This window comes from Planctellipticum variicoloris (assembly GCF_030622045.1).
Taxonomy (GTDB): domain Bacteria; phylum Planctomycetota; class Planctomycetia; order Planctomycetales; family Planctomycetaceae; genus Planctellipticum; species Planctellipticum variicoloris.
On sequence record NZ_CP130886.1, the window covers coordinates 3,580,415 to 3,594,924 of the forward strand.

General features: G+C 63.0%; 13 protein-coding genes. 6 read left to right on the top strand and 7 right to left on the bottom strand.

The features are described 5' to 3' along the window. Positions 1–87: 87 nt before the first annotated feature. The 5 genes from SH412_RS13790 to SH412_RS13810 all read right to left on the bottom strand — a co-directional run bounded on the left by SH412_RS13790 (position 88) and on the right by SH412_RS13810 (position 4,583). Positions 88–1,005: a metallophosphoesterase family protein gene (locus SH412_RS13790; RefSeq protein WP_336524096.1), complete on the bottom strand. Its 918-nt coding sequence runs from the start codon at positions 1,003–1,005 to the stop codon at positions 88–90. Between the two features lie 103 nt (positions 1,006–1,108). Further along, the gene (locus SH412_RS13795) at positions 1,109–1,525 is read right to left on the bottom strand and encodes a hypothetical protein (RefSeq protein WP_336524097.1); all 417 of its coding nucleotides are present in this window, start codon (positions 1,523–1,525) and stop codon (positions 1,109–1,111) included. A gap of 312 nt (positions 1,526–1,837) precedes the next feature. After that, positions 1,838–2,722, bottom strand: coding sequence for a hypothetical protein (locus SH412_RS13800; protein ID WP_336524098.1), 885 nt, complete (start codon positions 2,720–2,722; stop codon positions 1,838–1,840). Between the two features lie 88 nt (positions 2,723–2,810). Continuing rightward, positions 2,811–3,731: a hypothetical protein gene (locus SH412_RS13805; RefSeq protein WP_336524099.1), complete on the bottom strand. Its 921-nt coding sequence runs from the start codon at positions 3,729–3,731 to the stop codon at positions 2,811–2,813. Between the two features lie 264 nt (positions 3,732–3,995). Beyond that, positions 3,996–4,583, bottom strand: coding sequence for a TetR/AcrR family transcriptional regulator (locus SH412_RS13810; RefSeq protein ID WP_336524100.1), 588 nt, complete (start codon positions 4,581–4,583; stop codon positions 3,996–3,998). A gap of 117 nt (positions 4,584–4,700) precedes the next feature. Between SH412_RS13810 and SH412_RS13815 the strand changes: the two genes are divergently transcribed. From SH412_RS13815 to SH412_RS13830, 4 genes are all read left to right on the top strand, one after another. Then, on the top strand, positions 4,701–5,453 hold the full coding sequence (locus tag SH412_RS13815) for an SDR family NAD(P)-dependent oxidoreductase (protein WP_336524101.1): 753 nt from the start codon (positions 4,701–4,703) through the stop codon (positions 5,451–5,453). A gap of 359 nt (positions 5,454–5,812) precedes the next feature. After that, a complete protein-coding gene (locus SH412_RS13820; RefSeq protein WP_336524102.1) occupies positions 5,813–6,379 on the top strand; it encodes an RNA polymerase sigma factor in 567 nt (188 codons plus the stop codon). A gap of 82 nt (positions 6,380–6,461) precedes the next feature. Next, positions 6,462–6,794 carry a hypothetical protein gene (locus tag SH412_RS13825; protein ID WP_336524103.1) on the top strand — a complete coding sequence of 111 codons (333 nt, stop codon included), beginning with the start codon at positions 6,462–6,464 and terminating at the stop codon, positions 6,792–6,794. A gap of 137 nt (positions 6,795–6,931) precedes the next feature. Further along, on the top strand, positions 6,932–7,288 hold the full coding sequence (locus SH412_RS13830) for a DUF488 domain-containing protein (RefSeq protein ID WP_336524104.1): 357 nt from the start codon (positions 6,932–6,934) through the stop codon (positions 7,286–7,288). A 293-nt stretch (positions 7,289–7,581) separates the two neighbouring features. Here SH412_RS13830 and SH412_RS13835 read toward each other — a convergent pair whose 3' ends face one another. Together SH412_RS13835 and SH412_RS13840 are read right to left on the bottom strand one after the other, a co-directional pair. Beyond that, complete coding sequence (locus SH412_RS13835; RefSeq protein WP_336524105.1) at positions 7,582–8,997, bottom strand: carbohydrate porin; 1,416 nt, start codon at positions 8,995–8,997, stop codon at positions 7,582–7,584. 286 nt (positions 8,998–9,283) lie between these two features. Further along, positions 9,284–11,656, bottom strand: a complete 2,373-nt coding sequence (locus SH412_RS13840; protein WP_336524106.1) for an arylsulfatase — start codon at positions 11,654–11,656, stop codon at positions 9,284–9,286. A gap of 254 nt (positions 11,657–11,910) precedes the next feature. Here SH412_RS13840 and SH412_RS13845 point away from each other — a divergent pair, with 254 nt between their 5' ends. Continuing rightward, positions 11,911–12,285: a BlaI/MecI/CopY family transcriptional regulator gene (locus SH412_RS13845; RefSeq protein ID WP_336524107.1), complete on the top strand. Its 375-nt coding sequence runs from the start codon at positions 11,911–11,913 to the stop codon at positions 12,283–12,285. Between the two features lie 2 nt (positions 12,286–12,287). Further along, positions 12,288–14,474: a M56 family metallopeptidase gene (locus tag SH412_RS13850; RefSeq protein WP_336524108.1), complete on the top strand. Its 2,187-nt coding sequence runs from the start codon at positions 12,288–12,290 to the stop codon at positions 14,472–14,474. Positions 14,475–14,510: the final 36 nt, after the last annotated feature.

The window sequence follows — 14,510 nt, forward strand, 5'->3', positions numbered from 1 at the left end:
AGGCTTGTCCGTCTCCGGTCTGTCTCATGTTCGCAGGATGATTCCGGAAGCCGTCGCGAGCAAGCCGCCCCGATCAGCCGGCTCCAATCAGCTCCATACCAGTTCAATCCGTTCGCCGTTCTGCTTGTGGGCGGGATCGATCGTCCGCAGCTCCAGGGTCAGGCCGTTTTCGCGGACTTCCGCCAGAACCCAGCCGTTCGGCTTCCCCGCTTCGAACACGTAGGCGACCGGCGGCAAGTTGATCAATTGCAGGTCCCCCCGACGGGTTATCGACCAGTTGTGCGAATGTCCGAACAGGAACGCTTTGACCTGCTTGTGACTGGCCAGAAGTTCCATGAACTCGGCCGTGTCCTTGATGCCGCCCCAGGCTTTGCCTTCCGGCGGGGCCTCGAATTGAGGCGTATGATGGGCCATCACCAGGGTGGGTTTGTCGGGGCGCGCGGCCAGCGCCTTCGCGAGCCAGCTTCGCTGCTCCGCGCCGATTTCGCCCGTCACAACGTCGACCTGCGTCAGCGAATCCAGCAGGAACCAGTTGGCGTGAGGCGTCTCGAGAATCGTGACGTGCTTTGACTCCAGCAGCGGCCGTTCGGGCTTCGCGGCCTGCAGCGCCGCAAACAGCGGGCCGCGGTCGTCGTGATTCCCCATCGTCACGTGCAGCGGCAATCCGGCATCGTCGAGCGGTGCGATGCATTGCGCCAGGTTCGCGTAATCCGTCGGCAGGCCCTTGAGGTAGGCGCAGTCGCCGTTGATGAAGACCGCCGACGGCTTGATCTTCAGCGACGTCACTTCGCGCACGACCTGCCGTAGATTCGCCGTCATATTCGTGTCGCGGGCGGTCACCTCCGGCGAACCGGGGATATGCGTATCGGACAACAGCGCGACGAGATGGGGATTTGCGCCCGGTTCGGCCCCCCAACCGCTGCGAAGCACGGTCAAGCCGGCGACGGCAGCGGCTCCCTGTGCCAGGAACCGGCGTCGCGACTGTGGTGCGGTATGGAACGGCATGCGGTGACTCCGAACTGAACGGGGCGAGGACCCTTGATCGGCGCAACGGCGTCGATCTGAAGTGCCGGCGGCCTTACAGGGCGACGCAGATGCAATGGCGGCCTTATTCCTGAACTCGCGATGCTTTGAAATTCCAATGGACGCCGTCGGCATCGATCAGGCGGCCTTCGACTTCGCCGAACGAGTTAAAGGTGATCTGCCCTTTGCAGCTCAGCGCTTTCCGATCGCTGCCGCGGAGCGCGTCAAACTGCACTCTGACCTTGTCGCCCTTCTCCGGTTTGTCCTTCGGTTTGTCGAGGATCGCGCCGACCTTGACGGGCTTCATGTCGCGCGGCTGAAAGATCTCTGTACCGTTGATACGGAAGCGTCCCTTGCGGGACTCTGCGCCGCGCTTCACGGGGCTCATCTCGTATTGCCAGACGGCTCCTTCGACTTTGCCGCGATCTTCGGCCAGCGTTGCCGCGCAACTCAGACAGATTGCGAAGAGGCCGGCAACTCCGAGCGAAATGAACTTCTGCATGACGCGACTCCTGGACCCGTGAGGACTGGGGTTTCTGCGAACCGGCCGCGGACCACGGAACTTCGGCCTTGCGATGATTCGATTTCCGGAGCGGCGATCATAACTGACCGTGCAACTCGCCGAAACGAATTCTGGCCCCGCCCCCGTTGCCGCCGGCCGTTTGGGGGCAATTGCTCAGGAGTCACCGGGAGATGGCGTCCGGATCGGGACCTTACGAGACCATTGAATCCGCGGTCGATCCGTTTGGGAAGTGGTTTCTCATGCTCCCCAACTGCCAGCCGATCGTTTTCGTTCGAAAGTCGATGACGCGGTTCAGGGGTTCCTGGAATCGCGAGTCTCTTTTTCGGCAGCATCGTCGAAATAGTCGGGGACGATGAGTTGGCGGTGAATCGACGTGTATGCGGCTCGGCGGTCTTCGTGCGACGTCGGACGCGGGCATCTCCAGACGACGGCCTCGCCGAGTTTCGCTTCGAGCGGAGCCGACGTGAGAGGCGCCCAGCCATAGAACCACTTCTTGCCGTCCGTTTCCACGAACAGCACGGCTTCGGGATTCAGGCCCCAGGCGAATGCAAACAGAGAGCCGTCGGCCTGGGGTCGGTCGGACGGCGTGTAGCGATCCAGCGGCGTCGCCATCCGCTGCAGCTCGATGCGCGAAGCCCCGACCATCTGCGAGGCCGAGAATTGCTCCGCAATCCGGCGCATCTGAGTCAGCCGCAGCCGCGGATTTACAACGGGCGGCTCGGCGGCAGGAACCTCCTGCAGAGTCAGCAGGCCGGTGGGAGGTTCCCAGATGAAGACGTCCCGCTTCATTTTCAGCTTCGGCTGGTCGAGCGCCACGAACTCATGATTCAGGAGAAAGTGTCTGCCTTCCCTCCCGTAAAGTTCCGCGCTGATCAGCGCAACCGGCCGCCCCTTCGTCCCGACGCGGAACACCACGGAATCGAGAATCCCGCGGGTCACGTCGTTGTAACGGAGCAGAGGTTCCGGCTTCAGCTCCAGCTTCGGCGCATCACCGTCCGTCGAATTCATCGAGATCTGCCCCATGATCTCGCGAATCGCCCGCAAGCGCGACGCGCTGGACTTGTCGGCGGCCCTTTTTTCCTCGGCCGGATCTTCGTCTGCCGCCAGGAAGGCGGTTGCCGAGAGGCACGTCAGCAGCAGTCCGGACTGACAGCACAGTGCGAGTGCGCGGCGCATGAGCGGCTCCTGAATCCGAACGAGTTGTGGAATCGAGTTTGAGCGGAAGTTCGACGCGCGGGCGATACCGGCCGATTCCGGACGCCTTCTAGGGATTCAGGCTCGGAACCAATGCCCGGATCGACGATTCGCCAGGATCGCCGCGGTAGGACGAGATGTAGTGCGGGGCCGTCGGATTTCCGAAGACTGAGGCTTCGGGCTTCTTCCAGACGGTCTGGCCGTCGAGCTGGGCGTCCAGCGAATAGATCGTCATCGGGATGACCGCGTACTGCCACTTCGTCGCGTCGCCGCTCCGGTGAATCTCGACGAGCAGACAGGCCTCGGGGTCCGTCGCCACGACGAACGTGAAGAGCGCCCCGTCGACGATCGGCCCTTCCGGCTTTCCGTAACGATAGGTCGGCCGAGCCAGCATGCGCAATCGCTGCGGCTCGACCTTGTTGTTCGTCCCGCGAAATCCATCGATGATCTCGAACCGCGCCGCCATCTTCTTGATCTGCGCGAAGCGAAGCGCCGGATTGTCGGACGGCACAGGCGCGTTGCTCAATGTTTCAAATCGGCTGTAGCGCTCGGCGGGAGACCAGACCTTGCGCTGCCCCCGAAACAACTCGACCTTGCCGGGGTGCACATCGGCGAACTCCTGCATCTCCAGCCCATTCAGGGCAGGGCCGTGAACGTAAATGTGGGAGAGCACGGCGGGGCGTTCGTCCGGCCCGGTCGTGTAGACCGACATCAGGCCGTCGGCGACGTCCCCCAGCGGATTCGACCAGCGCAGCATGGCGCTGGCATCCAGCTTCGCCGTTCTGGACGGATCGCCGTCCAGGACGACGGAGTATTTCTCCATAGCCTTCAGGATGTACTGCTGCCGGGCTTTGGCCTGCTCGTCTTTTGGCGCGGAATCGTCTGCTTCGCGCGATTGAGCCGCGGTTGCGGGGGGCTCGGCGGAGCGGGCCTCCGGACCGGTGAGCAGCAGAACTGCGAGCGACAGGGAAAATGCAAACCGCGCGAGCATGGCAACGATCCCGTTCAGGGAGTGGTTCGTCAGGATTCGATCAGACGGGCCAGCGATCCTGGCGGCTCAGAGATTGGCGAATCCACTGTAGGCGGTATGTCTGTAGAGTCAAGACAGAGCGCGAACTTTCTCGGGACGAAGCTCGACGGACGCGCTTCGTACTCAAGCGGGCGAAGCTCTGCGCGTTTCAGTTTGTGGGGGGGTCGCAAGACCGAAACTACAGCGGGCAGGTGCGACGGTGACGGCGGGGATTGATCCGGGTTGTCAGACCGGCCAGGCCCGCAGCGCAATCTCCGCCACGCGCATCAGCTCGTCCCGCGTCGCCCCACCGGACGCTTGCACCGCCATGCCGTGCGCGACCGTCGCCACATAGAGCGCCAGGTCGGCGGGGACTGCGTCCGACGGCAGATCCCCCTCCTGGACCGCCCGCTCAAATCGCTCGCGGAGCGCGGTGACCAGCGTTCCCCGGCGCTTTGCGACTTCCTTGCGGATCGCTTCCGAGTCTGCGCCACACGCTAAAGCCGCTTGAACCAGGAAACAGCCGCGCGGATTTTCGGCGCTGGTCACCAGTTCGATTCCCCCGAGCCAGAGCTGTCGGACGACTTCGCGGGCCGTCGGCTGCTCCAGAGCCGTCGCGACGTGGGCCGCCGGACCTTCAACGTAACGGTCGATGGCCCGGCGGAACAGGGCGGCTTTGTTGCCGAAGGCGGCGTAGAGGCTGGGACGGTTGATCCCCATCGCCTCGGTCAGCTCCGGAAGGGAGGCTCCTTCGTACCCCTTGCGCCAGAAGACGTTCAGCGCCGCGTCGAGAGCGATGTCGAGATCGAATTCCCGCGGGCGTCCGGCGGCCATTTCCCGTTCCTCCGAATTATTTACCGAATAATACACAATTCCCCCTTGCCAGTCCAGAGGCGGCAACTATTATGTACCGGTCGGTATAAAACAGTCTCAGGTTCGGAAGGAACGATCATGTCACAGAAACTGGCGGGGCGGGTGGCGGTGGTGACCGGGGCGTCCAAGGGGATCGGCGCATCCATCGCCGAACACCTGGCGGCGGAAGGGGCGGCCGTGGTGGTGAACTATGCATCGAGCAAGACGGGAGCCGACAAAGTCGTCGGCAAAATCGTCGAACAGGGGGGGCGGGCGGTCGCGGTGCAGGCGGACGTTTCTCAGCCGGCCGACATCGAACGTCTCTTCGCCGAGTCGAAGCAAGCGTTCGGAAAAGTCGACATCCTGGTCAACAACGCCGGAATCTACGAATTCGCCCCGATCGAGGAAGTGACGCCGGAGCATTTCCACAAACAGTTCAACCTGAACGTGCTGGGGCTGCTGCTGACGACTCAGGAAGCCGTGAAGCACTTCGGCGCGGAGGGGGGAAGCGTCGTCAATGTCAGCTCCGTGGCGGCGGCGCTCGCCCCGCCCAACACCGCCGTCTACAGCGCGACCAAGGCCGCGGTGAATGCCATCACGAAGTCGCTCGGGCAAGAACTGGGACCTCGCAAGATCCGCGTGAACGCCGTCAACCCCGGCATGATTGAGACCGAGGGAACCCACGGCGCCGGCATCACCGAGAGCGATTTCAGGAAACAGATTGAAGCTCAGACACCGCTGGGCCGGATCGGGCAGCCGGAGGATATCGCCCCGGCGGTCGTCTTCCTGGCGTCCGCGGACTCCGGATGGCTGACGGGCGAGACGCTCTATATCTCCGGCGGCTATCGGTAAGAGGGGCGGATCGGAGTTCGTCGCATCGTTTGCCACGGCCGTTCCATGAGTGGCTGCTGTGGCATGCGATGCGAATGAACGCCGCCATGCACTCCAACGGCATGGCGGTTACCGGGGCGAGGGGCGCAGAAAGCGCCTGGAGGGACCAGTTTTCCGGGAGATGGACCGCGTGGCAAACGCGAGAAGGGAGTTCGCATGGTCATAGGCACGTCGTCGTGCAACGTGCGCGGGACCGCCACTGGCCCGGCGAGTCGGTCGATCGGCCGAATCGAAGAAACTCAGATCGCGGAATTGAACCTTTCGGACCGTGCGAGCGGCTATGCTCTGGAGACTGGCGACTGACCGCGGGAATGTCCGGCATGAGCAGCAGTGACATCGAAACGATTCGCGAGACGCTGCTGCTGCTGCGTGTCCAGACTCGCGACGAAGGGGCGTTTCAGGAACTGGTGACGCACTACGAACGCCGGCTGCTGTATTACATTCATCGCATCCTGGGAAACGGGGCCGATCGCTCGGATGTCCTGCAGGAGATCTGGATTCGGGTTTTTCTGAAGATCCATACCGTCCGAGTCCCCTCGGCCTTTCGCGTCTGGCTGTACAAAATTGCTCACGACGTGGCGGTGAGTCATTTGCGGAAGGTCCGCCGATGGGAGGCCGTCAGTCTGAGGAACGAGGACGCGGTCGAAGTTCCCGAATCGAGCGACTGGAACGAACTGAAGCTGCTCGAACACGCGGAGCAGGTCCACGCCGCGTTGTCGTACTTGTCCATCGCACACCGCGAGGTGCTGACGCTTCGCTTTCTTGAAGAGCTGGAGTTGTCTGAGATCGCCGAAGTCATCGGCTGCAGCGTCGGAACTGTCAAATCTCGCCTGCACTACGCGAAGTCCGAAATGCGAAAGCTGCTGGAGGGAGACGCCCATGACTGAGACGCCTGTCCGGCCATCGGGAGTCGAAAGACTCCTGGCGCAAGACGCCGTTCTGACATCGTTTCCGTTTGAGGAGAGTCGGATGCAAATTGAAGCGTCAATTCGACGTCTGGAGCAGCGGGGACGGGCCGTCAACCGGGCCTCGCTCTGCGGGCTGGGCGTCTTCATCGCATTCGTGCTGGCGACGATGCCGTTGCAGTCGCTCGGAGCCTTCGAATCGCAGTGGGCGCGAATGCTCTGGAGCGGCTGCGGGCTGGCGGCAATGCTGATCACGGGCGTGCTGACGGCGATTTATTCGTATCGCTATCGGCCGGCTCTGGAACGAGCCAAAGGGGAACTGCTGGCGACGACCATTGCGCAGCTTCAGCAGCAGGTGGCAGAGCTGGGACGGAAGGTCGACGGGCAAAGGGCGTGAAACGACGCGGCCTGGCACCCGGACCGCTCTGCGAGCTATTGACTCATCACGCTTGGATTTCCGGAGAATCGAGACCAGACTGATGCCGGGACAGGGCAATCACCCCCGACGTGCGAAACTTGAGTCGAGTCACGATCATGATCCAGCTCAAACGAGCCTACGAAGACGCCTCAAAGGACGACGGCCTGCGGATTCTCGTCGAGCGACTCTGGCCGCGCGGCGTGACGAAAGAGCAGGCGGCGATTGACCTCTGGCTGAAGGACGTCGCCCCCAGCACCGAGCTGCGCAAGTGGTACGGCCACGATCCGGACCGCTGGCCGGAGTTTCAAAAGCGCTACCGGGCGGACCTGAAGAAACTGGGCGACCTGCTGGTGCTGCTGCGGTTCCTGACGGACGAGCGGAAAGTTACGTTCGTCTATGCGGCCAGCGACGAGCAGCGCAACAGTGCGATCGTCCTGAAGGCGTTCCTGGAACGGCCGTCCAAGTCGCCTTGATACATCCGTCCGAGAATCTGCACCTGCCGATGATCGAGCAGATGCGACATCAAGTGGCGGGGCGGTCTGAGTGGCCGCAGGTTCGATCTTTAATCACCGGCCACGAATGTGAGGCGCGCCGTCTTGTCTCCGTGGACGACACTCCGACATCTTCGAAGACCCTCACCCTGGCCCTCACCCAACGAGGACGTCGGGAGAGGGGACAAGTCGAACGGACGCACTGTATTCAGAATCGATGCCGGTGATTCAGCAGTCGCACAACGAGCCAGCGCGGGATGTCCCCGAGAAGCAACTCAGAAATTGATCTTCGCGCGCAGCCCGACCACAACCGCCGTGTCGATCCCTTCCGCACCCGGCGGCAGCGTCCGTTCGCGGGCCGGCACCAGAATCTGCAGATCGGGCGTCAGACGGAACCACGACGTAACGGCGTAGTTGTAGAACAGTTCCACCGCGTGGTCGTCGCGGATCGGCAGAAGAACCGGCGCCAGATTGTGGACGGGGCTCGAGTACCCGACGTAGGAATACCCGATTCCGAACGTATCGAGCTCGCGGGATGCGATCGGACTGCTCCCCCCCAGGCCCACGTTGGCGGACCAGCGGACGGGGCTTGGGCCGTCGTCGGCCAGTCCGATATTCGTAAACAGACCCCAGGACCGCTTGGCGTTGCACGGATCGACGTACAGTGCCTGATCCGCGGTGTAAAACAGCGACCACGACCCCGTATCCTGTCCGGACGAGATCATCAGACCATTCCCGGGATCGAAATACGCCGTGGGCTGCAGGTCGTTGTACTTGCCGCTGCTGTAGGTTCCGAAGACACCCTGGTGACCCGGCAGATCGCGGAATGAAACGGGAACTTCGACTTTTGCAAGGATCGTTGCGCCGTTGTCGAAGAGGTTCTCAAAGCCGGATGTCGTTGGCGTATTATGCGTATCGAGGACCATCATCGAGAAGACCGGGTGCATTTCGTTCAGAACGGCAAATCCCGCCCCCAGCGTCGAATAGGGCGTGGTTCGCGCGGCTGCGACGGGAAACGCCAGCCCCGTATTCATGAACGCATCCACGCCGCGACCTGCGGCGAAAGGTTGAACCAGTTCGTCCAGCAGGTTGATCTTGCCGGCGAACGTGATGAAGTTCTCCGACAGGGCCTGGGTGAACTTCACCGCCGTCAAGGCGGTCACCGTCCCGTTGGGTACTGGGAACAGAGCGGCGACGTTCGGCGGCATCAGCGCCCCGGCGTCCGCATTGATCGAGTCGCCGTAGCGAGTTTCCCCGTGCAGCGTGACGAACAGGCCCTGCCAGAGTCCAGCCTTTGCGCCGTCCACGTTCAGGACGTAGTCGAGTCGACCCGTGTGCTGGAAGCGCTGTTCCACGCCGCCTGAGGCGACTCCTTGATAGAACTGAGTCGCGCTGGCGTTGAACGTATAGCCGTTCGATAACAGCTCATCCCGCCGGCCGCCGAGATCTCCCAGCAGCACCGGCCGCTCCCAGAGATCGCCGGCGAAGGGCGAGACGTAGGCGGCCGGGAGGGGAGGGGACTGAGGCTGCGGAGCCGCTGCCGTGCTGGCGTAATCCCCGGCCCCCGTCGTCGCGACGACGGCATCGTCCTGCGCGATGGCAATCGATCCGGAGACCGCCGCGACGCCGATCAAGGCTCGAAAGGACTGCCGAAAGACCCGTCCGAACTGCCGTACGCCACCAATGTCCATCGCCGCTTCCCTGCCGTCGAGACTCTCTCATCCGTTGAGACAATTCCGCGTCAATCGTATCGACGGAGGACGCCGAACTTCGGAAGTGAAAGCCAACTGCGGCTCCTGACGGGGAAGTCAGAGATCGGAATGGAACGGTTGTGACGAAGATAACCGGTCTGCGGATTGCCAGTAGAATCGCGACAACCCGTACAGTCCGCCACGCCGGCGGGTTCTCGCGCCAGCCGTGACGTACAGAAGAGCGGGGGGCCAGGTCTCGATCCTGGCCCCCGGCATCAATGGTCGATCACTTCAAGGTGATGGTCACCTTCCCGATCTTCCCCGTGAACCGGCTGGTCTCCTCCGTGTAGTCGGGCGACACCGGGGTTTCCCGGTCGACGCCGACGTTCGCCGTTTCATCCGCCGACCAGGCGGCGAACTGCGTCCGCTCGATCCGGCCGGAACCGACCTGCTTGCCGTCGAGCAGCAGCGTCGCGGTTCCGCCGCCGCCCAGCTTCGGCTGGCCGTCGTAGGCGAAATCCAGCTTGATCGTCGACTTCCCCGCGGGCAGGGGTGTATCCGAGGTCACGGAAAAGAGTTCAAGGCCGAGAAAGTTATACATGTATTTCGGCTTCCCCTCTTTGACATAAAGGCTCCACCCGCCGAACCTGCCCGCCTGCGAGAGGATGACTCCGTTCGTGTCGGCCCCTTTCGTTTCGACCTCCGCGATGATCTCGAACGATGTGTTCTTGGTGTTGATGAAGTCGTTCTCCATCAGGAAGCCGAGTCCCTCGTAGACCGTGAGGGACTTGCGCCCCGCCATCAGGTCCGGACGGCCGACGAGCTCCGCATTGAACCGCTCCAGCCGCCGGTCGTCGATGGGGAGGACCTTGTACTTTTCCGCCTCGGCGAGGAAGAGCGACTGCAGTTCCTTCAACTTGTCGGGATTCTTCGCCGCCAGGTTCTCGGACATGCTGAAGTCATTCCGCACGTAGTAGAGTTCCCAGTCGTCGTTCTGCAGCGTGTTCCGCGGGTTCGCCCAGGGGTAGACGTGAACCGTGCCGGCGAACCAGCCGTCGTAGTACACGCCCCGGTTCCCCAGGATTTCGAAATACTGCACCAGGTGCCGGTCCGCGGCCTTGGGTTCGTCCCACGAGTAGACCATGCTCACCCCCTCGATGGGGCGCTGCGACACGCCGTTGACGACCCGCGGCTGCGGCAGCCCGGCGGCTTCCAGAACCGTCGGCACAATGTCGTTCACATGGTGCCACTGCGAGCGAATTTCGCCCTTCGCCTTGATCCGCGACGGCCAGTGCGTGACCATCCCCTGTCGGGTGCCGCCGTAGTTCGAGGCGACCTGCTTGGTCCACATGAACGGCGAATCGAAGCAGACTGCCCAGCCGGCGGCCATGTGCGGATAGGTGCTCGGACCACCCCATTCGTCGAGATGCTTGAGCATGTCCGCGACCTTTTCTTCAACTCCGTTGAAGTAGGTCATCTCGTTGTACAGGCCGTTCATGCCACCCTCGGCGCTCGTGCCGTTGTCCCCGGCAATGTAGAAGATCAGCGTGTTGTCGAGTTCCCCAAGTTCATCGATCGCGTCGATCAACCGTCCGATTTCGGCGTCGGCCATATCGACGTAGGCCGCGAAGACTTCGGCCTGCCGGGCGAACAGTTTCTTCTCGTCAGCCGACAGGGCGGCCCAGTCCCGGATATCCGTCGGCTTATTCGCCAGCTTCGTATTCGGCGGGATCACGCCCAGCTTTTTCTGGTTCTCGAAGATCCGCTGCCGGATCACGTCCCAGCCGTCGTCGAACTTCCCGTGATACTTGTCGATGTAACTCTGCGGCACGTGGTGCGGCGCATGCGTGGCCCCGGGGGCAAAGTAGACGAAGAACGGCTTGTCCGGGGTCAGCGACTGCTGGGTGCGGATCCACTCGATCGATTTCGTCGTCATGTCGTTCATGAAGTGATAGTTCGGATCGCCCTTCGTCGGATCGTCGACCGGCGTCACGCCGTCGAAGATGGACGGCGACCACTGGTTCGTCTCGCCGCCGAGGAACCCGTAGAACTTGTCGAACCCGCGCATCGTCGGCCAGCGGGCCAGCGGTCCCGATGGGCTGGTCTCCCAGGTCGCGGTCAGGTGGTCCTTGCCGAAGTGGGCCGTGCTGTAGCCGTTGAGCCGGAGCGTTTCCGGCAGCATGGCGCAGTCGTGCGGGATCATCCCCGTGGCCCCGGGGAACGACGTGGCGATTTCGGTGATGCTGCTCATGTTGCACGAGTGATGGTTCCGCCCGGTCAGCAGCGACGCCCGCGTCGGCGAGCAGAGGGCCGTCGAGTGGAACTGGTTGTACCGCAGCCCGTTCTTCGCCAGCCGGTCGAAGGTTGGCGTCGGAATCACGCCGCCAAAGGTGCTGGTGCCGCCAAACCCGAGGTCGTCAATCAGGATCACCACCACGTGCGGCGCGCCCTTCGGCGCTTCCACCTGGAATACGGAAGGGGCCTTGACCGTCCGCGCATCGAGCGCGGTGATCGGCTGCTGATACGGCGCGGTCAGCGGCAAGACCCGGCGGTCGGGGTAATCCCCCTGGTCCGCCATCTGCGCCGCCGCGTGACCGGCCATGCCGATCAACAGGAGCAGCGGCGTCAGCAGCAACAGCGAAACCGACGGAGTTCTCATGCGGAGGATCCTTGAGAGGAAGACTTTCCCGGGCGAAGGGACGGTCGAAATGACTGGCTGCTGCCGGTACTGTGAGAGAAGTGATATCGGAGCATGCTACAGCGACAGCGGTGCTGTTTTCCATCGAGTTCGCCGCCGGTCTGATTCCAGTCCCGGCGAGAGCGGCTGGGATCCCAGGCAGCGTGCGACCATCTCCCCTTGACGTTGTTTACAAATGTAAATACTCTGCCGCCCACACGCACGAAAGGCGCTGCATGTCCGACGTGGTTGAACTCTCCGACGCCGAGTGGCAGATCATGAATCTGGTCTGGGACCGGCAGCCGATCATGGCTCAGGACGTCATCGGGACGCTCGCCGAACCGTGTGAATGGTCCCCCGCGACCGTCCGGACCATGCTGCACCGCCTCGTCAAGAAGGGGGCGCTGCTCTACACCGCCGAGGGGAACCGCTACTGGTACCGGGCCGCCATCCAGCGGGCCGACTGCATCCGCCGGGCGGCCCGTTCGTTCCTCGACCGCGTCTTCGCCGGCGAAGCCGCCCCGCTCCTCGCCCACTTCGTCCGCACGGTCAAATTCACCCCCGAGGAGCTGGCGCAGCTCCGGGAACTGCTCGATCAACAGGAACGCTGATCATGGAAGATCTGAACTTTCTGGAGCTGGTCTTCGTCGCCGCGGCGCTGTCGACCATCATTACCGTTCCCCTGTTCCTGATCGTCGTGACGATCACCGGCCTGGGGCGGCGCTGGCTGGCCCCCTGGGCGCGGCAGGCTCTCTGGTCGCTCGTCCTCGTCCGACTGCTGCTGCCGGTCAGCTTCGGCAGCCCGGCGAGTCTGCAGCCGACTGCGATCTGGCTGTTCGAGAGCGTCTGCAGTTCGATGGAACCGGCTCCTGCCATACAAGATGCCTATTACATTCCCCCGTTCGAACTTGAAGCTCGACGCGAACGCGTCTGGGTCAATCGTGTTGAGGCCTATCCGATGGTTCCGGCGTTTGTACTCAATCCCGAGTTCGACTGGTTCGAGTTCACGCTCTCCGTGGTGCTGCCCTGCATTCTCCTCGCCGGCATGCTGCTGGTCGCCGTCTGGACGGTGATCACGACCGTTCGCCTGCGTCGCCTCGTCCGCGCCGGGACGGATTGCCTGCGGGAGGACTGGCTGGCGTTGCTCACCGAAGGACGTGAGGAGTTCCGCATCCGGCGAACGGTGACACTCCGGACCCTCCCGGCGCTGACGAGTCCGGCAACCTGCGGCGTCTGGCGACCGGCGATCCTACTCCCGGAGGATGCGGACCAGTGGTCCTCCACGGAACTGCGGCACGTCGTCTGGCACGAGCTGGCGCATATCCGCCGGTTCGATGTTGCCACGAACTGGGCGCTCGCCGTCGTGCGGGTGCTGCACTGGTGGAACCCGCTGTTCTGGTATGCGCAGCGGGCCTGGCTGGCCGAGCGGGAAATGGCCTGCGATGCACTCGTGCTGCGGCATCTGGAAGGCCACCAGGCGGGCGAATACGGGGGCACGATCCTGCGGTTTCTGGAGCGGCTGAGTGCGGGCCGGCGTGGATTGCCGACGTCTGCGGCGCCGGGGTTCGTGCTGTTTCTCGGTCGCAAGCAGGCGGTCCGGAGACGGCTCGCCCAACTCGCAGAACAGTCACGCCGCGCCCCCGTCTGGCGGCGGCTGTTGACCGGGGGCCTGATTGCGGCCCTGGGACTGGCGGGACTGACCGACGCGGCTGTGCCGACCACGCCTGCACGGCTGCCGACTCCAGACACATCGCCGATTGAAACCCGGTGGAAGGTCGATCTTCCCGCCGGGACCTCCTGGAAAGTGGTCACACCAAATCAGCCGTCTGCCGAAGAAGTCCGAAGGGTGGTCGTCTATGACCTGACTGCCACGATCGCCCGGATCCGTCAGGACGTTCCGCAGCTTGCGGAGACTGCGGTTGCCGCGGAGATCCGGCAATTTCTCCGCCCCCTCCTTGGATTGCCGTTCACGGAGTCCGAGAGTCAGTCCGACGAGACGCGTCAGGAGAGATCCCACTTGGAACTGGATGGCGTGCGGCTGATCGTATCTGCAACTGCCGCGCAGCATGTTGAAGTCGAGCAATTGATCCGCCGATGGGCGGAGCATGGACAACGACAAATCTGCCATGAGGTTCGATTTCTCGTCGCGTCGGATTCTTTGAAGGATCTCATCGTCGGTGATGGCGGGCAAGTCTTGAATTTCGGAGCCTCGGCGGAAAATCCGCTGGACCGGACGCCGCTTGAACGCTTGGCATCCCCGCTGCCCCAGTCGCTGCATCGCGTTCCCGTATTCACGCGGATTCTGGCGCCACATGAGGCGTGGGCGTTCGAAGCCGGAGTTGCGCGAGTCTCGCCCACGGGTCCGGGTACGGTGACCTACGGTCCGAAAATCACTGCATTCGAAGGGACAAAATCGTTCATGTCTGATGCGGTAGAACGCTCTTACGTCACTGGCCATCGCACGCGAAGCGATGGAAGCCTGGAACCACAGATCTCAAAAGTCATGGACGGACTGAGTCTGCAGATGAAGTCGTTGATCGCCGCAGATGGTCGGTCGACGCAACTTCGATTTCAGTGGCAGCATTCGGAAGTGACTGATGTCGAAGTTCTCGAAATGCACGGTTCCGGCCAGGAGACGACCATTCAGATTCCGCATGTCAGTCAGACCGCGGACAGCGTTGCGGCGACGATTCCGGACGGACACTCGCTGCTGATCGCACCTCTGCGCCGCAACAAGCAGGGGCAGTTGATGATGTTTCTGGTGAGGCCGCGCGTCTTGACCGCCGAGGAGCTGAAGTAGAGGGCGTGCGTTGGAAAAAAATCGGCCGGGCGCGCC